The following is a 19,144-nucleotide window of genomic DNA, read 5'->3' as shown; positions in this document are numbered from 1 at the left end:
GCTCACACAGAAATAGTTAAGCCGAGAGTGTTAGCCAGATCCGATGCCTACTTCTTCACTTGCTGGCGCGTACGGAAGCGTCGCACGCGCATTAGATTGGCACAGGAATCTTCGCACCAGCGACGGGTATGGTTAGCACTCTCATCATAGTAGGTCCAGCGGCACTGAGGATTTTCACACCGTTTGATGCGAGAGGTATCATAGCGCGTAATCAACGTGGCGAACGAACTCGCCACTTCACCTAGCACCCAGTTCCAATCCTGCTGCAAAGCCGAATCCTGTAACTGATACTGCCCCTCGATCTCGCGCAGCGCTCGGTGGAAAGGGGCCGCGGCCAGATAACGATTGAGGGCCTCCATCTGAGCCGCGGTCGGTGTCCTTCGATCCATCAGGTTCTGTACTATCTGCTGCATTAAAGTACGCAGGGCTTGCAGGGCTGCGATCTCGCTGGCCGCAGGCTTTGTAGCTACCGCCAATTGCCAGCAAGCCAGCAGCCGCTCAAGCCAGGCTGGCTGCAGCAGGCGATCTTCATCCGGGACCAGGCCTCGATGGTCATGCCAATCGCTATTTATTACCTCCAGGCAAAGCATCTCCATTTTTCAACTTCCTTTCAACTGCTGGCTGCTCAGGGCTTTTTCATGGTCCTCTTGGGCGCCTGCGGCGCCGGGTTGGGAGTGTGAGTGTGTGTGATGGACGGCTGCGGCCGTCCATCACACACACTCACACTCCTTGAAAGAAGGTCCATCTTCCCTCTTGCTCGTGATCTCCATGCTCGCAGGAGGGAGGAGACCGCGGTCGCCCACCAGGCACACTCACACATGAAAGAATGCGCATCTTGCTGCTCCCGCTATTTGAAGTATAGCGCACGTAATGGTATAATCGCAATATTGGGCGTTACGACGTCGCAACTCAACCAACCACACTTTCTTACATCTTACCTGACTTGACTTAAGGAGAAAGCAATGCCGGAGCGATCCACCGCCACACTGACCCCACTAGCTACGCCAGAGCCAGCGGTATCATTTGATAGCCAGGGCTTTTTTGCCGGAGCCAGGGCAATCATCCCCATCGCCCTCGGTGACGCTGTCTACGGACTGGTCTTTGGCGTCCTGGCTGGCCAGGTTCACCTTAGTGTGCTTGAAGTTTTGCTGATGAGCGGACTGGTCTTCGCCGGTTCGTCGCAGCTAATTGTGCTCAGCCTCTGGACGCTGCCGCTACCTGTGGCAGCCATTATCTTAACCACGCTGATAGTAAATGCGCGCAGTATTCTAATGGGGGCCGCCATCAGCCCCTGGTTCTTACGCCTATCTCCCTTCAAAGCTTACGCCACCTTATTCTTCTTGACCGATGAAAACTGGGCCCTGACCATGAGCAAATTTGATGCAGGCCAGAATAACGCGGCCTTTCTGCTCGGCAGCGGCTTGATGCTCTATCTCTTCTGGACGACCTCCACCGTTATAGGACGCACTGTGGGCAATATGATTGTACAGGACCCGGCCCGCTGGGGACTCGATTTTGCCTTTACAGCCGTCTTTCTGGCTCTGCTGGTACCGCTCTGGAAAGGGAAGAGCTATCTGGTACCATGGCTGGTTGCGGCAGGTGTAGCGGTCCTGGCGGCCCATTTTCTGCCTGGCAAATGGTATATTCTGCTGGGTGGCTTAGCCGGTAGTATAGTAGGAGTACTTCGCCATGCAGACTAGCCTTCCAGCCATCCTGGCCATTTGCGGTATGGCCATCGTTACGTACATCACTCGCATCGGTGGACTCTGGTTGATGGGCCATGTCGCTGTATCAGCGCGCACCAGAGCCTGGCTAGGCTATCTGCCCGGTACGATCCTGGTAGCGATCGTGGCCCCTACCGTCCTGAGCACCGGCTGGTCCGAAGCAGGGGCCTCGCTGGCAACGATCCTGGTGGCCGCCCGCACACGCAACCTATTGCTATCAATGATCGTGGGCATCGGCGCTGCCATAGCTCTGCGAGCCCTGCTATGAACTTTCACTGTGCAGCCTCGCAATCCCCAGAACCTCACAGCAAGCTCACAGGCACACTTGCATTTATCAGTATACTTTGTACTAGGAGGCGATAAACCATAAAACACGTGAGGGGAGATAATATATGCATTGTCCAGTATGCCACGAGCAAATGAAAATTAAACGTAAAGATGTCAGCTATAATCGCGCCCGGCCTACCACTTATGATCGTACACTCTATCATTGTGCCAATTGCGATTCCTGGATAAAAACAGAAGTGCCACTCAAAGAGATCCTGATCCAACCCGACTTACAACAGCCTGCGTCTTAGTCCATTATCTATCGTGTACACAATCGCAATCACCTACGACCAACAAGAAAAATGCAAACCACACAGAAGCGGCCCCCAGTGGCCGCTTCCTCCCCCTATAGAGAAGGAGGAGGCGCCAATGGTTTTGCTTATACGTTTTTTTGCCCTTTGTCCTTATTTTTCCGAGCCTTGCTTTGCTTTGCTTTATAAACCCTGGGATTGTTAAGGATATATGCTGTTTGCGCCTTGAAATCTGCTTCATCACGAATAATATGATCATAGAAGCGCGATTGCCAGATGTCGCCGGGGTAATTGGCCCCTGTTGCGCTCAGGTGGCGCAGCCATGCATTTGCGACAATGGATTTATAGCCTCCAATTATCTGTCGCACACTTTTTTCTTGCTCAATTCCTTGCTTAAGGATCAAGATGCAATGAAGATGATCATGCATGACCATAAATGTTCCGGCGACAATACCAGGGAAATGTTGCGGCAGATTTGTCCATTCCTCGTATAAAATGGAACGTAATGCCGGAATATTGAATAACTTTTTCCGTTTTTTGGTGCAAATGGTAATCGCATACGCTCCCGGCAGCTTATATGTAGAAGTTGCCAGGCGCATAGGTTTCAATGGTACAAATTTTTTGCGCCGAGGCTTTTTTTGATCGCTCATATTTTCCCCTTTCGATTGGCATATACATTGCTCTACATATCTATATGCCGCCTTGCCCGAAAAAAACGGAAAAATACGCCCCACCAAACACAACCCCAAATACAAACGAACAACAACCCCAAACACACACGAACCACAACCCCAAACACACACGAACAACAACCCCAAACCGTAGGTGCGACCTTTAACGGTCGCTTGCCCCACCGGTAGTGGGGCCCGCTATCCTCGCCGCTCGGCCCCTATATACACCCACACATCCCCGCTCGCGGTGCCCAAACGCAACCTCCCCGCTCACGGTGCCCAAACGCGGACCTCCCCCTCCGTAGGTCATCGTGATTTTTGGCACGTTCGCGTATGGGGAGGTTGTTTGTAGGTGTGCGTTCCATTGTTTTAGGGACGCGCATATGCGGGAAGGAAGCGACCGTTAAAGGTCGCACCTACGGTTTGGGTTGTTGTTCGTGTATGTTTGGGTTGTTTTTCGTTTTCGTTTTGATGGGGGCATTTGATGGTTGGTCTCTCAATTACCGCCATCTCCCCGCTCGCGGTGCCCGAACACGGACCTCGCGCAACAGATTGAGCCGCACAAACGTGGCTACAGAAAGGGGTGCATTAATGTGAGCGCTTTTCTTGTGGCTTTTGTCGTGATATGATGGAGATGTGTTTAATTACAGCCGCATATAATGTGTTATCTCTATGATATTTCAAGGGGTGATTGCTTGGTTTCAAATGATATTTGTCCGGGTTGTCAGGCCGCTTCATTAGAGGTGTTGCCCGCCTCCGATAGCACGCTTACATTTTATCGCTGTCCCGCCTGTCAGGGCCAGTTCACGCGCATGGCGGGTCAGGCATTGGTTGAAAGGAAGAACGTGGAAAAGGTGGCGGATATCTTGCCGGCAGAGGCACAAGAGGATGTTGCTTTACATACGCTGACCGGCCACACCAGCTGGGTGCGCGCCCTGGCTTTCAATCCTGGCGGGAAAACGCTGGCCAGTTGTAGCAATGATGGCACAGTCAGGCTCTGGAACTATGAGGATGGCCAGTTGCTATCCACTTTTACCGGCCATCGGGGTATTGTTTTTACGCTGGCCTTTGCTCCAACGGGTCAACTGCTGGCCAGTGGCGGCCAGGATGGCACGATCAAGCTCTGGGATCTACCAACGGGCCAGCTGAGACAAACATTGACAGGGCACACCGGTGGGGTCCGGTCGCTGGCGATCACTGCGGACGGCCAGACGCTGATCAGTGGTAGCGCCGATCAGACGGTCAGGTTCTGGGACCTGCAGACGGGGGAATGCCAGCGTACTCTCTCTGACCATGCCGGTGGGGTCTATAGTGTCGCGCTGCGATCCGATGACCAGGTGGTTGCCAGTGGAGACGCCACCAGTACGATACGCATCTGGCATACTCGAACAGGCAAGCTCCTGCGTACCATTGAGGGTCATGCCGGCAAAGTGCTGGCCCTGACGATGATGCACAACGAGCAAGCGACCAGCAGTCCACATTGGCTCATCAGCGGCAACGCGGATAAGAGCATCACCTGTTGGAATGCCGAGGATGGAAGATTACTGGCCACGCTCACCGGCCATACGGGAGCCGTACGCGCAGTAGTATACAATCCCAGGTGGCGGACCATCATCAGTAGCAGCGAGGACCAAACGGTCCAGGAGTGGGATATCCATGGCCAGCAACGCAGCATTCGCACCCTGGCCAACCATCGGGGACCTGTTTATAGCCTGGCCCTGAGCCCCGATGGCCGACTCATAGCCAGTGGCAGCCAATCCATCAAAATATGGAGCCGACCAGCATAAAATAAGCACAAATGCGATAAGAAGAAATAGCCGCAGGTGTGGACTCTCAGCGACCACTTCCTCTTCCTACACCTGCGGGTCTTGCACCTGCTTCCTCCTCGTGCGTGTCCATCTTCCCCGTGCTCATATGTGCTGCGTAACTGCGGGTGCGGAGAGGTGGTCGGTGAGCTTTTTGAGCCGGCCCAGGAGCTCGAGATATTCATCAAACTCTATCCCATACTGGCAACTAATCTGTGCAGGAATTGTGCTCGCATGGACTTTCAAGGCACGTCCGGCATCCGCGAGGGTAATATCTACGATACGCTCGTCGCTCGCTCGGCGCTGCCGTGTAATAAAGTCCATAGACTCCAGGCGCTTCAGCAGCGGAGAGAGCGTGCCTGAATCCAGGTGCAGGATCTGGCCAATCTCCTTAACCGAGAGCTTTTCATGCTCCCATAGCACAATCATCACCAGGTATTGTGGATAAGTCAGCCCCACTTCATCCAGCAAAGGTCGATACACATCCATCGCGGCCCGTGAGGCCGAGTACAAGGCAAAACACAGCATATCCTCGATGTGCACTTCTGAGAGCGCAGCGCTGCCAGGTATGTTCATATCTTCAAAGGGCCATCTCTCTTGTTCTGTCTCATCCGTCATAGCGCGTATTCCTCCTTCCAACTCACTTGAGTACAATTGTATAGCACACAATTAAATGGAAGTCAAGTCAATATTGGGAGGCGCTGGCACAGGCCATATTTCCCTCCAATGTTGCCCTGGCCCTTGACAGTATCCTGAATAATAGGGTATAAATTGAGGGAAATTAAATTGTGTACAATTTAATTTCCCTCAATTTATACCCATAAAAAATTCAAATATACGAAAGGTAGCTGAGATAATGAAGGTTCTCTATACAGCGGAAGCAACCGTCCATGGTGGACGCGATGGACAAGCACAGTCATCGGATGGGCATCTGGCGGTAAAGCTGAGTGTGCCAAAGGAGATGGGCGGCCCTGGTGGTGAGGGCACCAATCCAGAGCAGTTGTTCGCGGCTGGCTATGCGGCCTGTTTCCAATCTGCGTTGATGCTGACGGCACGTCGCCAGAAGGTGGATGCCAGTGCTTCAACCGTGACGGCAAAGGCTGGTATCGGGCCAGTGGGAGAGGGTGCCTTTGGACTTGAGGTTGAGCTGCATGTCTTTATTCCCGATGTGGATCAGGAAACTGGCGAAAAGCTGGTCGAACTCGCGCACCAGGTATGCCCCTACTCCAACGCCACACGTGGCAATATTCCTGTCAGACTCTACTTTGAAGAGCAGCCGCTCGCAATTGCCTGATAGCATTGTTTGCCGCTGCTAAAACCGCGCGACCACCGGGGAAAAGATAGTGTTTGCCGGTGGTCGCGCCATAACCAAACCTGCATCCTTACCAGAGGTACTATTAGCTTGAGATTTTTTCTAAAACTCTGGCATACTTAGAAACAGAATAGTCTTCCTCTATACATATTGATACCTCTTCGGGTAAGGAGCCCTGCATGTACAAAGACACCCCTAAATTTCGTTTACTTATGTATCGCCAGTACTGCAAGATCTATGGAGAGTTGTTTTCCGGTGGCGATTATCAGCTCAATGAACAGGTAACATTCGATGATGGCCAGGCCAAAGGAACGGTTACCTGGAAATATTTGAGGCGCGAACAGGGGCTCGTCTATGTGCTTGAAGATTACTCTGGTTACCATTTTCATGTCGCAGCCCACCAGATCATAGGCAAAGCCTAGTGCTGCTGAAAGCTCTTTAATATGCAAAAGAAAGTATGGCGCCAGACCAGATTATTTGCTGAGCTTGTGCAGAACATTTAAATCCTCCCGTAGAGAATGGAGCACGTCCTCAAACGTATTAATCTCCTCGATCGCCTGCTCAATGGCAGCGGTCTCGCATTGGCCTTGCTCTTCAAGCGCATCCAGAATGACGTAGAGGGATGCGCTGAGTGATCCATCTTGCAGGCTCATCTGCACGATTGCCTGGAGAATTTGCTCACGTACAAGCATGCGCTTCTCAGAGCTGTCGCACCTTTGCTGCTCGCCCATGTGGTTCTCCCTTCTTAAAAAATCCATTTATAGCAAGCACGCGGCAACTCTGGTAATAGTGACAGGAAACATTAGAAACGAGCTCATACGGCAGAGCCGTCATACGACCATTACTTCAGCGCAATGATCGTATGACAGTTGTACTTAGAGTGAGTGCTGGTGAGCTATGCCTGGCCGGGGGTGCTCAGGCTGACAGTGTGATGGGAGCGCGGGTCTAGCCGGTCTCTGACGGCATCGCCCAGCAGGTTCATGCTGATGAGGAGAATGATGATGGTGAGGGCCGGACCAAACATCATCCAGGGGTCGCTGCTCAGGTATTGTTGCGCGTCGTTGATCATGGTACCCCATTCCGGTGTCGGCGGCTGCACACCCAGGCCAAGAAAGCTGAGCACGGTTTCGTCCAGGATGGTGAGGGAGATGGAGATGGTTGCCTGCACCAGCAGGGGGCTAAAAATATTGGGGAAGACGTGGCGCAGCAGGATTTTCCAGGTCGGCGTGCCCGTGACGTGGGCGGCGGCCACGTAGTCCTGGGTGGTGATCTGCAGGGTCTGGCCACGGGCGAGACGCGCATAGATAGGGATACGCACCACCGCCAGGGCAATGGCCAGGTTGATAATGCTGGGTCCCAGCGCCGTCACCAGGGCCAGAGCAAGGATCAAGGATGGAAATGAGAGCAGGGCATCAACGACGATGGCGATGATCTGGTCCACCCAGCCTTTGCTGTAAGCGGCGATCAGGCCCAGGGCAGTACCGATAATACCTCCAATCAGGATGGTAACGACCCCGACCGAGAGCGAGATACGGGTGCCATAGATAATACGGCTCAGCTGGTCGCGCCCCAATGCATCCGTTCCCAGCCAGTGCGCGACAGTGGGACCCTGCGTGGCCACGGCCGGATGGTAGAGGGTGGGGGAATAGGGGCTGATCCAGGGAGCAAAGATGGCGGCCAGCACAAATAGCAGCAGGACGATGGCGAACCACCAGCGCGGGTCACGCCTGAATGAGAGTACAATAGCGCGCCAGCGCTCACCCGGACTACGCGTGGAAGGTGTGACGCGCGCCTGTTTATCTCTGTTTTCTTCATCATGTACATTGGTCGATACGGCCATGCCTACCTCCGAAAGATATAAGCCAGATAGTGGGATGGATGGATGATGGGACCGGTTTTAATGGAAGCGAATCTGTGGATTCAAAAGTCCGTAGCTCAAATCTACCAGCAGGTTAGCCAGCATATACGAGATAGCCGAGAGCAAGACGATGCCCTGTACCACCGGATAATCTTTGGCTAAGATGCTGGAGACGGCCAGTTGGCCGACGCCAGGCCAGAGAAAAATAGACTCAACCACAAAGGTACCGGCCAGAATAGCGCCGACCTGAATACCTACAATAGTCAGGACCGGTAGAATGGCATTCCTCAGCGCATGCAGGTAGAGCACCCTGCGCTCAACGATCCCCTTGGCCCGCGCCGTCCGAATGTAGTCCTGATTTAACACCTCGATCATACTGGCGCGCAGTTGTCGCATATTTACGGCAATCGAGCCCAGGCTGAGGGTGAGCATGGGTAGAATCAGGTCATGCAGATTTTCCACAGGGGTCCTGGTTAAAGGGGACGTAACCTCCCGGCGGGAAGAAGCGCAACGAGACGGCCAGTAAGAATAAGAGCAAGAGGCCGATAACGAAGCTTGGAATGGCCGTTCCCAGCAGGGCCAGAATATTGACCAGCCAATCGATCCAGCTATTGCGGTGGGTGGCCGCGTAAATACCCAATGGGAAAGCGATCAAGAGCGAGAGGAGCAGCGAACAAAAGCCCAGCTCAGCGGTAACGGGGAGACGCTGGCCGATCAGCTCTGATACTGGCTGCTGAAACTGGATGGATTGGCCCAGATTACCGTGGATAGCCTGCCAGAACCAGAGGCCAAACTGCACCGGTAGCGATTGGTTAAGTCCAAGTTGCTGCCGTAGCGCGGCCACAGCCTGGGGGTAGCCTCCTCGCCCAGCAGTACACGCGCGGGATCGCCGGGGACCAGGTGGATGGTAAAGAACGTGATGAAGCTTACCAGCAAGGCGACAGGCAGGAAAAAGAGTATCCTCTGTACGGTGTAACGCGTCACGCAGTCTCTCCTTTCAAGCAAACAACAACAACCCCAGGCGGGAGCAAGCACCAGGCAGGTGCTCACTCCCGCGAAGGGAGCTAGCGAGGCGGCTTATTGACCCAGATACACATTGCTAAAGTTCATAATGGTGGTGGGCAGAATGGTAAAGTTTTTAACTTTGGTGGTGGTGGCTTGAATCGCATTCCCATGGTAGATGAAGACATAGGGGACATCTACCATAATCTGCTGCTCTGCCTGCTGATAATCGGTGGTACGTGTCTGCTGATCGGTGGTGGCACGCGCATCTTCCAGCAGTTTGTCTACCTGCGGATTGGAATACTGCATGTTGTTGTTGCCGCCCCCGGTATGGAAATATGAATACATATTGCCATCGGGATCGGGCCGACCACTCCAACCAAGCAGGGCCGCCACAAAGTTATGGTCAGAGGTATCGCTCAGCAGCGTCGCAAAGGGTTCCTGCTTGATGTTGACGGTAATGCCCGCAGGCTGTAATTCTGATTGGATAAACTGGGCCTGCTGTGTCAGCGCGGGTGAACCACTAGAAATGGAGAGCGTAAAGGTGACGCTGTTCTTGCCGCTCTTAGCCAGGGCCGCCTTAGCTTTATCCACCGAATAGGTATAGGGCGCGAAATCCTTATTAAAAGCCCAGCTACTGGGTGGAATAGGTCCCTGAGCCACACTACCCAGCCCCTTCAAGACATTTGAGACAATCTCTTCCTTATTAACACCCCAGGCCACTGCCTGGCGCACATTAACATCGTTAAAGGGGGCGACTTTGGTATTGAGCATCATGCCGTAGAAGCTCAAGCCAGGAATCTGCTTATAGATCAGGTTGCTGCTAGACCTGGCGGTAGCGACATTGGTAGCACCCACAGTATCGGAGGCCTGGATCGCTCCGGTCTGGAGATTTGAGAACTCGACACTCTCGTTGGTAATGGGACGATATTTGACTGAGCTTAGATAAGGCAGCGCGATCCCCTGCGCGTCCTTCTGCCAGTAGTGCGGGTTGCGCTTAATGGTCAGGTGATCGCTCTTTATCCACTCACTAAAGACGAAGGGGCCACTACCCGCATCGGTGGGTTCATTGCCCAGATTGGCCCCCAACTTCTGGATGGCGGTTGGGGATAAGATCATGCCCGAGCGGTCTGTCAGCGTCGCCAGTAAGGGTGAAAAGGCACGCTTCAGGTTAAAACGCACATGCGAGGCATCGATTGCCTGCACAGACTTTACGCTGGATAGCTCGCTATAGCGGGGAGAGGCCGGCGTGGAGAGGATACGGCTAATGTTAAAAACAACGGCATCGGCATTAAACGGGGTCCCGTCCTGGAACTTGACATCTGTGCGCAGGGTAAAATCCAACTCTTTAGCATTCGGCTGCGTCCACGATGTGGCCAGGTCTGGCTGGATCTGATTCTGCGCATCGATCCTTACCAATGTATCGTAGATATTGAGCATCACCTGCCGATCTACCAGGGCCGTGGACTTCAGGGGGTCCAGTGTTACGACATCGGAATTCAGACCAACTGCAAGGTCACCACCCACCTTGGATTGGGGCGTTTGTGGCTGATTCGTGCCACTACCACCACAGGCCGCTAGAAAAGCCATCATGGTCATGAGGATGACCGCAAGTGTCATGGCAGAACGTCTAGCCTGGAAAATTACTAGAGGTCTTGTGCCTTTGGGAGAAAAATATGTCATGTACATCAACTCCATGAATTCACAGGTATGATACCTATAAAAAAGTAATCAACAACGCTGTCATCATATGTTTCAGCACCTTTGCCCTCATGGCGCAAGCAGCACGAGTTTGATCCTGCCACATAGCAAATTTTGGGATTCAGGTGATGAGATATTTAAAATTCTATGGATGTTTGACTGGTTTGAGCCGTACTCAAACGAATAGCAGGTGTGTCTTCTCCTGAGAAGACAGTACGTGTACGCAATACAGTTGTCTATACATATAGCGGAAAAATCTATGGGATACTCAAGATAGTAAAACGCGCATATATATTTTGTCAAGTTTATATAACTTTTTCCAGGGCTTTTATGGATGTGTCTTACCCCCATTATCATGGGGAAGAGTTCCTCTCTTGTGTGGACGTGCGCTGACGCGCCCGAGTTTTTTTATTGTGTGGTGCCAAAGGCGCGCGCTGAGCGCACGTTTTTGCACCATACAATAAAACTTCTTGAGTGCCAAAGGCGCGCGCTGAGCGCACGTTTTTGCACCATACAATAAAACTTCTTGAGTGCCAAAGGCGCGCGGAGTGTATGGTGGGCGGCCGCCCACCATACACTCCGCACTCCCAACCCGGCGCCGCAGGCGCCAAAGAGGAACATGAAAAAGCCCTGACTTTTTCTTTGATGCGCGGTGCAGATACACGCAAAAGAAAGCCGGTCAAATAGGGCTGCAGGCAACGGAGGGCGGGATTGATGTGGTATACTTTGCCTGTTAATGTGAACCACGGCATGGAGGGATTCAACTATGAGTAGTTCATCGATCAATACCTCGACACAGCCGAATCGCTGGCTGATCGCAATCGCCGCTTTTGTGTTACAGCTTGCTCTGGGCTCGGTCTACGCCTGGAGCGTCTTTTCCAAACCTATCGCGGGCCTGTTCAATGGTGTCCCAACCGCCAAAGTGACAGCCGCGCAACTCGCACCCATTAGCTTAACTTTCTCGATTACGCTACTGGCTCTTGGTGTTACGGCCGCCTTTGGAGGATATCTACAGCTGCGCTATGGTCCCAGAGCCATCGCGACCGTGGGCGGCATTCTTTATGGATTGGGCATTGTGCTCGCGGGCCTGACGCTACCAACCCACAATGTTTATTTACTGTATCTCACCTATGGAATTATCGGCGGCATCGGCATTGGACTCGGTTATATTGTGCCGCTAGCCATGCTACTACGCTGGTTTCCCGATCGGCGCGGTTTTATTACCGGGCTGGCGGTCGCGGGCTTCGGTCTGGGCGCGCTGCTCATCGCGCAGACGGTTCCACCACTGCTGACGCCTAAATCGATTGGCACCGCATCGACATTTATCTATCTTGGAATCATCTACCTGATCGTCGTGGTCGGAGCGGCCCAGTTCTTCCGCCGGGCGCCTGAGGGATACACACCTGCTGGCTGGACCCCATCAGAGACCAACCAGGCCGTGCGCACCAGGCGAGATTATACGCTGGGCGAGGCGCTGCGCGAACCACGCTGGTATGTGCTCTGGCTCACGCTGGCGCTCAATGTAACGGCTGGCGCAGCCTTGATCGCCGTCGCCTCACCGCTGGCTCAAAAATTCACCGTGGTGGATGCCATCACGGCCGGATACTTCGTCAGTACCATCTCGGTCTTCAACGGACTGGGGCGCCTGTTCTGGGCCTGGCTCTCGGACGCCATCGGTCGTCCATTTACCTTCCTGGCCATTTTTATCGTCCAGATCGTCGCTTTCCTGGTGCTGGCCCAGATCGGCGCGGGCGGCTTCGGCCTGCTCCTGATCCCGGGCGCGCTGATCGGCCTCTGCTATGGTGGTGGCTTCGGCACCATGCCGGCCTTTGCCGCTGACTTCTTCGGCGCCAAAAATTCTGGTACCATCTACGGAGCCATGCTCACAGCCTGGAGCGCCGGCGGCATCGTTGGTCCGATCCTGATCTCCAATATGGATTACCATACCGCCATCTATGTGATCGTGGTCATCCTGGCGGTGTCCTGTGCCCTACCTCTGCTGGCACGCGTTCTAAATCGTCGCCAGCGCAACGATTTCGTCGAGATCGTGGCCAGCGACAAAGCCTGAAGCCGAGCGCGCAATATTGTATCCATAAGACATAGCTGCCGCTATCTATTGGAAAATAACGGCAGCTATGTCTTATCCCCAGCGATCTCCCATAGCGCTTCCATACTCAGAACAACTTTTTAAGCCTGAAATATGACAGAAGATGACATAAAAGAAAGCTATACTTCTAATCAGGATTGAATAGTTAAGAGAGGAGAGCTGCGATGAAATATGGAGTAACATTGCCTCTATCGGGTATCGATGGCGATGTAGAGCGCCTGGTTGAGTATGCGCAGGCTGCGGAAGAGGCGGGCTGGGATGGTGTATTCCTGGAGGATTACATCGTCTACTGGGGTGAGAAAAATGTCACGTATGATCCCTGGCTGGCGCTGACGGCGATCGCCTTGCGTACCCAACGTGTACAGCTGGGCATTAGCGTGACGCCCTTGCCGTCCAGGTTGCCCTGGAAACTGGCGCGCGAGGCCATTACACTGGACCATCTTTCGCATGGGCGTCTGATTATTGGTTTCGGGCTGGGTGATGCTCAGGATCGCCACTTTGGCGAGACGGCGGACGAAAAGCAGCGTGCCGAGATGCTGGACGAGGGGCTGGAGATCCTGGCGGGATTGATGAGTGGGGAACCATACGCCCATCACGGCAAACATTATACGGTGAATGATGTCACGTTCGCCCCACGACCAGTACAACGTCCCCGCATTCCCATCTGGATCGGCGGCTTCTGGCCACGTAAAGCGCCTGCCCTGCGGGCTGCGCGCTGGGATGGCTTTTGTCCCGCCAAAGTGGCCGATGCTCAAGGAGATGGATCTATCAAACCGCATGATATCCAGGCCATCCACACATTTGTCAGCGAGCAGCGCGCCAATCAGGCACCCTTTGACCTGGTAGCAGGCGGAAACAGCCCTGGTGATGATCCAGTCAGGGCACGTGCCCACGTTGAGCCCTTTGCAGCCGCAGGTGCGACATGGTGGGTTGAATTTATTTTACCCGATCCTGGCGAAAGCAAACAAGCCCTCACGCGCATCCAGCAAGGGCCACCCAGCTAAACGGATCTTACAAGGGTGGTAGAAGCAAACAAGGGTGTGGTACACTGCTAACTAGCGAGCAGTAATAAAGATGAGTCGGTCCCTGCTCGTTGAGCACAAAAAGGAAGTGAGATTTGGAGGACCATTACCCGAGGGCAATTAATAATGAAGGGCCAGCTAAAAAGTGGCCCAAAAATGTATGTTCTTCCCACCCACAAAGATCATCTGCTTCAACCATGAATGAAAAAACCAACAGATCATCAACAAGCATACCGTCATTGCTGACAGATCAATTTGAAGCGATCATGTCAAAGATGACGGAAGGTATCATTATTATCGACATGGAGGGCAAGATCCAGTGGATAAATGAGGCTGCGTTCAATCTCCTGGAGTTATCTCAACAGCAGATACCTCCAGGCACCTCATTTGAACAACTGTTTAGCTATCGCCGGGCATATGATCTCCAATATCGCCCCATCTCGCCTCGTATCAATCTTGAGAAATTATTAAGTCTGGCAAACTCATCAATACAAAAACAACCGCTCCTGTGCTTTTTACCTTCGGGTGGTACGGTATGCATAGATGTCGTTTATACCCTCCTAAAGGATCAGGAAAAGCCAACAGGGATTATCTGTCAGCTGCATAATCTGACAGAGTTTTATCAAACACAGGCTAACACCAGCCGGAACAATACCGCCCTGTTATCCTTGATCAATGCGATCGCCCACCTGCACGATCTGCTCGCGGCCTCGCCACCCGAAGAGGCGCTCTCGCTGCCTTCTTCCATCCACATTATCGGGCAACACCTGGCCGATCTGATTCGCGGCCTGCTGGGCGGGCAAGCTGTCTTCCTTTTCTCACTGGGATCACTCGATCAGCGGCTATATTACATAGCTTTTGGAGGCCTGACACCAGAGCAGGCCGAACTACGCTGGCAGAATAGTGGACGCTACGGGCTTGAGGACTTCCTCGACCCGCATGAGATTGCGCAGTTGTATGAGCATCAGCAGGTCATGGTTGACCGTGAACATATGCGCATCCCATTTTTGCGTGCCGTTGACTTCCCGGCCTCATATCTCTTCTGGACACCTTTGTTTGTGAAGCAGGAGCTCGTAGGCATGTTTGTGCTCGGCAGGGATTGTCCTTGTAATGCTGAAGAGAGCGAGTTAGTACAGGCGGTGGCAACCCTGACCACCCTGATGATCGAATATGTGCGACCAGTCGCCTCTATGGATCAGGAAAAGGGCAATGATCTGGTTTTGCAGGCAACCGGCCAGATTATCAATACCTTCCTGGACCTGGCCAGCCACGAACTGAAAACGCCACTGACCTCGACCATGGGCAATATTCAATTAGCCTTGCGACGTTTGGAGAAACTGAACGATCAGATCAGAGAGGAAGGAGAGGGCATCAGTAAAAAAATCGAGCTGTTACGCGATCCCCTGGAAGCGGCCAGCGATAGTGCGCGCATCCAGGAACGTATTATCAGAAATCTGATCGACGATGCACAAATCCAGAAAAAGTTACTGGAAATCCACCCCCGGCCATACGAGTTGACAGCGCTCATCCAGGAGGCGGTGAAACATCATCAGCAGCAATATCCCGATCGCCAGGTTACGCTCGCCCTGCCACCACAAGAACTATGGGCCAACGTCGATGCCATACGCATCAAGCAGGTCATACAAATATATCTGACCAATGCCCATCATCAGTCGCCAATCGATCAACCTATCGCGGTGCGCCTGCGGATTGATTTATCGCAAGCCTATATCAGCGTTCAAGATAAAGGCCCGGGCATCGCGCTACAAGAGCAGGAACGTATCTGGGACCGCCTCTATCGTTCCCAGGGGACGGCCCCGCAGAACGAGCTCGATCTAAGCATGGGCATGAATTTTTATCTTTGCCGTATGCTGATTGAGCACCATAAAGGCCAGGTGGGAGTCGAAAGCATTCCTGGTCACGGCTCAATCTTCTGGTTCTCCATCCCCTCAACCGGCATGAAATCGTGAAAAAGTGACCAGAATAAATAGTATATGCAGTGCGGGAGAAACGCAGCCGCACCGCATATACTATTTATTCTGAGAGTTGCAACACCCGGGAATAATCCTGGAGCGCTGCGCTAACTTCAGACTCTGATTTATCCTTGCCGAGGCCGAGGAAGCCGTGGGCCTCTGCTTTGTGCATCACTTCACGTGAAATCAGGAGCAGCCATTGTTTGTATTGCTGGGAGACGTGAGGCTGGTTCTTCTGGTTGAGTATATTGATAGCTTGCTCACTCATGCTATTGCGCAAAGCAATGGCGGCCTCTTTTCCGCCGCTTTGATTTTCTTCGACCAGCTTATCATGCTCCGGATGGTCCACGTGCCTGCCACCAATAATATCCTGAATCAACTCGTTGTCAGGAAATTGTGTGCTGGTATCATGCACAATCGAATTAATTGAAAGCGCTGCTTTCACCGCTTTGAAGGCACTGATGTGGATAACTGCCAGGGAGGTTCCCGCAACAACAAACGGCAGGCTGCGCAGAGTTTCCCATTCCTGGGGCGTGAAATCAATTGCTTTTACCACTATAAATATACTCCTAAAAATTTTTTTGAGAACGTTGAGGATATCCCATCCGGCTATGATAGAAACCTCTTCCACATCAATTATACATAAATTTGAATGCAAAAGCAATGAACATCACTTTTTCAATTATATAAAGCGCATTATAGAACACAGTGTTATTTAATAGTACGGATTATCGATAGTATTATATATGCTGAGGTGAGGAGAATTGGAGGCTGGAGTAGCGTGCTAATTGTAGCACGCTACCCGGTAATGTTAGCTTGCGGAGGGCTGGTAGTGACCGGGCTCGGAGCGGAAACTGATGGCGAAACGGTTCCAGGCGTTGATGGTGGCGACGAGCAGGGTCAGGTTGGTCAGTTCGGTCTCGCTGAAGTGTGGGCTCACCTGCGCATAGACTTCATCGGGCACATGGTCGACCGAGATCAATGTTAGCTTCTCTGTCCAGAGCAGAGCGGCACGCTCACGCTCACTGAAGAACGGGGTCTCCTGCCAGACGGGCAGGGCATAGAGTCGCTGCTCCGTTTCACCTCCGGCGCGCGCATCCAGGCTATGCATATCCACACAGTAGGCGCAGCCATTGATCTGGGAGGCACGCAGCCTGACAAGCTCCTTCAGGGCAGGCTCAAGTCCACAATCGGCGATATACTTTTCAAGGCTACTCATGGCGCGCATTGCACCTGGTGCGGCTTTACCATAATTCATTCTAGTTGACATAGATATCTCTCCTTGTCTGTATTTGTGCGTTGACTCGTTTACTGAGCTTTTTCATTTCGTTTCCAGGAACATAATAACACCATAATGGTATTGTTAAAAGAGCCATTATACACTATACTATAGAGGCCATTAACGAGATATATAACGCCGGTGAAATTAATTGAATTAAAGGAAGACGTAGAGATGTCTAAGCGGGTGATAGCGACCAGGAAACCTGAGATTACGTTAGATCAGAATGCGTCAGCGCCGCTGTACAAACAGCTATATGAAAGGTTGCGCGCGGCAATTCTGGAGGGCCAGCTTGAAGCCGGGGCACGCCTCCCTTCAACACGTACACTGGCCAGCGAGATGGGGATATCGCGCAATACGACAGCACTCGCCTACGAGCAATTGCTGCTTGAGGGTTACATTGAGAGCAAGGTGGGAGATGGAACGCGCGTGGCCCGGCTACAGCCAGAGCAGTTGCTGCAGATTAGCAAGGGCACGAAAAAATCTCATACGACCAGGCAGCCAACGCCGCGCCCAACGGTCCTGGGGCGGCGTGGTCAGTTGCTCGCCAACCTATCCTGGCCAGATGATTACCGCGATACCAGGGCCAATGCCGAAAAAACCACCTTCAGCATTGGACAGCCCGATGTGACATATTTTCCATACGACATCTGGGCCAAACTGATAGCCAGGCACGCGCGCCAATCACTACCGAACGTCTCCCTGTATCAGGACGCACAGGGTTACGCGCCCTTACGCGAGGCTATCGCCGCCCATATTGGCATTACGCGGGGCGTCCATTGCTCACCCAGGCAGATCATCCTCACGGCTGGCGCGCAAGGTGCGATCGACCTGGCGGCACGCGTCCTGCTGGACCCAGGCGACCAGGTCTGGGTCGAAGATCCCGGCTACCAGGGCGCACGCGGTGCTCTCCTGGCGTCTGGAGCTCAACTGATCAAGGTTCCCGTAGATCAAGAGGGCATTAAAGTCGAGGCAGGACAGCGACTCTGTCCGGAGGCACGGCTGGCGGTCGTTACCCCTTCGCACCAGTTCCCAACCGGTGTAACGATGAGCCTGAGCCGACGGCTGGCACTATTAGAGTGGTGCCGTCAGGCACAAGCATGGCTGCTAGAGGATGACTACGATAGCGAGTTTCGCTTCAGCGGACGTCCACTGGAGGCGCTGCAGGGACTGGACAATAGTGGACACGTCATTTATGTGGGCACTTTTAGTAAAGTACTCTTCCCCTCGTTGCGCCTGGGCTACCTGGTTGTGCCCCCGGCGTTGCTGGCGGGCATGGTCGCTACACGCCGCCTGATCGATATGCACCTGCCCCTGCTGGAACAACTGGCCCTGACCGATTTTATCGTCGAGGGGCATTTCGCGCGTCACCTGCGCAAGATGCGCCTGCTCTACCTGGAGCGCAGGAATACGCTGGTGGACGCGCTTAAACAAAGGCTGGGAGATATGCTGGATGTGGTAGTACCGGAGGCGGGCATGCACCTGGTAGCATGGCTGCCCACAGGCATGGATATTGGGAACGTGGTCCAACAGGCCGCCAGACATGGCCTGCCCATTACGCCTGTCGCACAAAGTTCACAGGAGCCAGCGCCACGGCAGGGGCTGGTGCTGGGGTTTGCCAGCGCCACCCCGGAAGAGTTGCAAGCAGACGTGAAGATACTGGCCCGCACCCTGCGAGAATTACATGCATAGCATTATTATTGTTGTCTCTTCGAGCGGGGGGCGGATAAAGGGGGGCAAGCCCAATACCATGTAGTTAAGAAGAATTTGAGCTCAAACATGGGATGGGAGCTTGCCCCCCTTTTCCCTTCCTGTACGAAAAAGCGACAAGAAAGACGATGCTCATAGGTTCGGCCCTCAGCGGCCGATTGCCACCCCGGTAGGGTGGCCCGGTCTCCTCACCGCTCCCTCGACCCACGCGGTGCCCAAACGCATGGTCCGTGTGTGGGCACCGCGTGAAGGAAGGGCAAATACCACGGGGTGCTTGAGTGCTGAGATACCGGGCCGCCCTACCGGGGCGGCAATCGGGCGCTGAGGCCCGAACCTATGACATCTCTTTTCTTGTTGCCTGGTCGTATGGGAAAGGGAGGGAGGGCTTGTCGTCCGATCGCA

The 19,144-nt window shown here is 53.4% G+C and carries 20 protein-coding genes; 10 read left to right on the top strand and 10 right to left on the bottom strand.

Annotated features, from left to right (window positions below):
• Positions 1 to 47: 47 nt before the first annotated feature.
• Positions 48 to 596 carry a CGNR zinc finger domain-containing protein gene (locus tag EL645_RS37750; protein ID WP_126557520.1) on the bottom strand — a complete coding sequence of 183 codons (549 nt, stop codon included), beginning with the start codon at positions 594 to 596 and terminating at the stop codon, positions 48 to 50.
• Positions 597 to 962: 366 nt separating this feature from the next.
• Between EL645_RS37750 and EL645_RS37745 the strand changes: the two genes are divergently transcribed.
• The 3 genes from EL645_RS37745 to EL645_RS37735 all read left to right on the top strand — a co-directional run bounded on the left by EL645_RS37745 (position 963) and on the right by EL645_RS37735 (position 2,302).
• Positions 963 to 1,700 (top strand): AzlC family ABC transporter permease, encoded by a 738-nt coding sequence (locus tag EL645_RS37745; protein ID WP_126557519.1) that lies wholly within the window; start codon positions 963 to 965, stop codon positions 1,698 to 1,700.
• Entirely contained in the window at positions 1,690 to 1,992 is a 303-nt protein-coding gene (locus EL645_RS37740) for an AzlD family protein (protein WP_126557518.1), read from the top strand. The genes EL645_RS37745 and EL645_RS37740 overlap by 11 nt, the downstream gene beginning before the upstream one ends.
• Before the next feature lie 124 nt (positions 1,993 to 2,116).
• Complete coding sequence (locus EL645_RS37735; RefSeq protein ID WP_126557517.1) at positions 2,117 to 2,302, top strand: hypothetical protein; 186 nt, start codon at positions 2,117 to 2,119, stop codon at positions 2,300 to 2,302.
• Between the two features lie 128 nt (positions 2,303 to 2,430).
• On the opposite strand, the gene EL645_RS37730 is transcribed toward EL645_RS37735, so the two are convergent.
• Positions 2,431 to 2,952: a transposase gene (locus EL645_RS37730; protein ID WP_136625365.1), complete on the bottom strand. Its 522-nt coding sequence runs from the start codon at positions 2,950 to 2,952 to the stop codon at positions 2,431 to 2,433.
• A 716-nt stretch (positions 2,953 to 3,668) separates the two neighbouring features.
• On the opposite strand from EL645_RS37730, the gene EL645_RS37725 reads away from it, so the two are divergent.
• Positions 3,669 to 4,760: a WD40 repeat domain-containing protein gene (locus EL645_RS37725; RefSeq protein WP_246035717.1), complete on the top strand. Its 1,092-nt coding sequence runs from the start codon at positions 3,669 to 3,671 to the stop codon at positions 4,758 to 4,760.
• A 123-nt stretch (positions 4,761 to 4,883) separates the two neighbouring features.
• Here EL645_RS37725 and EL645_RS37720 read toward each other — a convergent pair whose 3' ends face one another.
• Complete coding sequence (locus EL645_RS37720) at positions 4,884 to 5,354, bottom strand: MarR family winged helix-turn-helix transcriptional regulator (RefSeq protein WP_126557804.1); 471 nt, start codon at positions 5,352 to 5,354, stop codon at positions 4,884 to 4,886.
• Positions 5,355 to 5,634: 280 nt separating this feature from the next.
• Here EL645_RS37720 and EL645_RS37715 point away from each other — a divergent pair, with 280 nt between their 5' ends.
• Positions 5,635 to 6,072, top strand: a complete 438-nt coding sequence (locus tag EL645_RS37715; protein ID WP_126557514.1) for an organic hydroperoxide resistance protein — start codon at positions 5,635 to 5,637, stop codon at positions 6,070 to 6,072.
• Between the two features lie 197 nt (positions 6,073 to 6,269).
• On the top strand, positions 6,270 to 6,512 hold the full coding sequence (locus EL645_RS37710; RefSeq protein ID WP_126557513.1) for a hypothetical protein: 243 nt from the start codon (positions 6,270 to 6,272) through the stop codon (positions 6,510 to 6,512).
• A 51-nt stretch (positions 6,513 to 6,563) separates the two neighbouring features.
• Here EL645_RS37710 and EL645_RS37705 read toward each other — a convergent pair whose 3' ends face one another.
• The 5 genes from EL645_RS37705 to EL645_RS37685 all read right to left on the bottom strand — a co-directional run bounded on the left by EL645_RS37705 (position 6,564) and on the right by EL645_RS37685 (position 10,570).
• Positions 6,564 to 6,821, bottom strand: coding sequence for a hypothetical protein (locus EL645_RS37705; protein WP_126557512.1), 258 nt, complete (start codon positions 6,819 to 6,821; stop codon positions 6,564 to 6,566).
• Positions 6,822 to 6,985: 164 nt separating this feature from the next.
• Positions 6,986 to 7,930 (bottom strand): ABC transporter permease, encoded by a 945-nt coding sequence (locus EL645_RS37700; RefSeq protein ID WP_126557511.1) that lies wholly within the window; start codon positions 7,928 to 7,930, stop codon positions 6,986 to 6,988.
• A 57-nt stretch (positions 7,931 to 7,987) separates the two neighbouring features.
• Entirely contained in the window at positions 7,988 to 8,410 is a 423-nt protein-coding gene (locus EL645_RS44965) for an ABC transporter permease (protein ID WP_126557510.1), read from the bottom strand.
• On the bottom strand, positions 8,394 to 8,792 hold the full coding sequence (locus EL645_RS44960; RefSeq protein ID WP_161978027.1) for an ABC transporter permease: 399 nt from the start codon (positions 8,790 to 8,792) through the stop codon (positions 8,394 to 8,396). The genes EL645_RS44965 and EL645_RS44960 overlap by 17 nt, the downstream gene beginning before the upstream one ends.
• Before the next feature lie 233 nt (positions 8,793 to 9,025).
• Positions 9,026 to 10,570, bottom strand: coding sequence for an ABC transporter substrate-binding protein (locus tag EL645_RS37685; protein WP_126557508.1), 1,545 nt, complete (start codon positions 10,568 to 10,570; stop codon positions 9,026 to 9,028).
• Between the two features lie 847 nt (positions 10,571 to 11,417).
• On the opposite strand from EL645_RS37685, the gene EL645_RS37680 reads away from it, so the two are divergent.
• The 3 genes from EL645_RS37680 to EL645_RS37670 all read left to right on the top strand — a co-directional run bounded on the left by EL645_RS37680 (position 11,418) and on the right by EL645_RS37670 (position 15,750).
• On the top strand, positions 11,418 to 12,719 hold the full coding sequence (locus EL645_RS37680) for an L-lactate MFS transporter (protein ID WP_126557507.1): 1,302 nt from the start codon (positions 11,418 to 11,420) through the stop codon (positions 12,717 to 12,719).
• A 203-nt stretch (positions 12,720 to 12,922) separates the two neighbouring features.
• Positions 12,923 to 13,762 (top strand): LLM class flavin-dependent oxidoreductase, encoded by an 840-nt coding sequence (locus tag EL645_RS37675; RefSeq protein ID WP_126557506.1) that lies wholly within the window; start codon positions 12,923 to 12,925, stop codon positions 13,760 to 13,762.
• A gap of 215 nt (positions 13,763 to 13,977) precedes the next feature.
• Complete coding sequence (locus EL645_RS37670; protein WP_126557505.1) at positions 13,978 to 15,750, top strand: sensor histidine kinase; 1,773 nt, start codon at positions 13,978 to 13,980, stop codon at positions 15,748 to 15,750.
• 64 nt (positions 15,751 to 15,814) lie between these two features.
• Here EL645_RS37670 and EL645_RS37665 read toward each other — a convergent pair whose 3' ends face one another.
• Together EL645_RS37665 and EL645_RS37660 are read right to left on the bottom strand one after the other, a co-directional pair.
• Entirely contained in the window at positions 15,815 to 16,384 is a 570-nt protein-coding gene (locus EL645_RS37665) for a hypothetical protein (protein WP_126557504.1), read from the bottom strand.
• 180 nt (positions 16,385 to 16,564) lie between these two features.
• Positions 16,565 to 17,023, bottom strand: a complete 459-nt coding sequence (locus tag EL645_RS37660; protein WP_126557503.1) for a carboxymuconolactone decarboxylase family protein — start codon at positions 17,021 to 17,023, stop codon at positions 16,565 to 16,567.
• 183 nt (positions 17,024 to 17,206) lie between these two features.
• Here EL645_RS37660 and pdxR point away from each other — a divergent pair, with 183 nt between their 5' ends.
• A complete protein-coding gene (gene pdxR / locus EL645_RS37655) occupies positions 17,207 to 18,724 on the top strand; it encodes a MocR-like pyridoxine biosynthesis transcription factor PdxR (protein ID WP_126557502.1) in 1,518 nt (505 codons plus the stop codon).
• Positions 18,725 to 19,144: the final 420 nt, after the last annotated feature.

The organism is Dictyobacter kobayashii (genome assembly GCF_003967555.1).
GTDB classification, from domain to species: domain Bacteria; phylum Chloroflexota; class Ktedonobacteria; order Ktedonobacterales; family Ktedonobacteraceae; genus Dictyobacter; species Dictyobacter kobayashii.
Note: the sequence above shows the minus strand (reverse complement) of the source record. Positions and strands in the feature narration are given on the sequence as shown.

Bases quoted from the DNA above. Each gene is read 5' to 3' on its own strand.
- EL645_RS37750 (WP_126557520.1), bottom strand. From the start codon at position 596: ATGGAGATGCTTTGCCTGGAGGTAATAAATAGCGATTGGCATGACCAT.
- EL645_RS37745 (WP_126557519.1), top strand. From the start codon at position 963: ATGCCGGAGCGATCCACCGCCACACTGACCCCACTAGCTACGCCAGAG.
- EL645_RS37740 (WP_126557518.1), top strand. From the start codon at position 1,690: ATGCAGACTAGCCTTCCAGCCATCCTGGCCATTTGCGGTATGGCCATC.
- EL645_RS37735 (WP_126557517.1), top strand. From the start codon at position 2,117: ATGCATTGTCCAGTATGCCACGAGCAAATGAAAATTAAACGTAAAGAT.
- EL645_RS37730 (WP_136625365.1), bottom strand. From the start codon at position 2,952: ATGAGCGATCAAAAAAAGCCTCGGCGCAAAAAATTTGTACCATTGAAA.
- EL645_RS37720 (WP_126557804.1), bottom strand. From the start codon at position 5,354: ATGAACATACCTGGCAGCGCTGCGCTCTCAGAAGTGCACATCGAGGAT.
- EL645_RS37715 (WP_126557514.1), top strand. From the start codon at position 5,635: ATGAAGGTTCTCTATACAGCGGAAGCAACCGTCCATGGTGGACGCGAT.
- EL645_RS37710 (WP_126557513.1), top strand. From the start codon at position 6,270: ATGTACAAAGACACCCCTAAATTTCGTTTACTTATGTATCGCCAGTAC.
- EL645_RS37705 (WP_126557512.1), bottom strand. From the start codon at position 6,821: ATGGGCGAGCAGCAAAGGTGCGACAGCTCTGAGAAGCGCATGCTTGTA.
- EL645_RS37700 (WP_126557511.1), bottom strand. From the start codon at position 7,930: ATGGCCGTATCGACCAATGTACATGATGAAGAAAACAGAGATAAACAG.
- EL645_RS37685 (WP_126557508.1), bottom strand. From the start codon at position 10,570: ATGACACTTGCGGTCATCCTCATGACCATGATGGCTTTTCTAGCGGCC.
- EL645_RS37680 (WP_126557507.1), top strand. From the start codon at position 11,418: ATGAGTAGTTCATCGATCAATACCTCGACACAGCCGAATCGCTGGCTG.
- EL645_RS37675 (WP_126557506.1), top strand. From the start codon at position 12,923: ATGAAATATGGAGTAACATTGCCTCTATCGGGTATCGATGGCGATGTA.
- EL645_RS37670 (WP_126557505.1), top strand. From the start codon at position 13,978: ATGAATGAAAAAACCAACAGATCATCAACAAGCATACCGTCATTGCTG.
- EL645_RS37660 (WP_126557503.1), bottom strand. From the start codon at position 17,023: ATGTCAACTAGAATGAATTATGGTAAAGCCGCACCAGGTGCAATGCGC.
- pdxR (WP_126557502.1), top strand. From the start codon at position 17,207: ATGTCTAAGCGGGTGATAGCGACCAGGAAACCTGAGATTACGTTAGAT.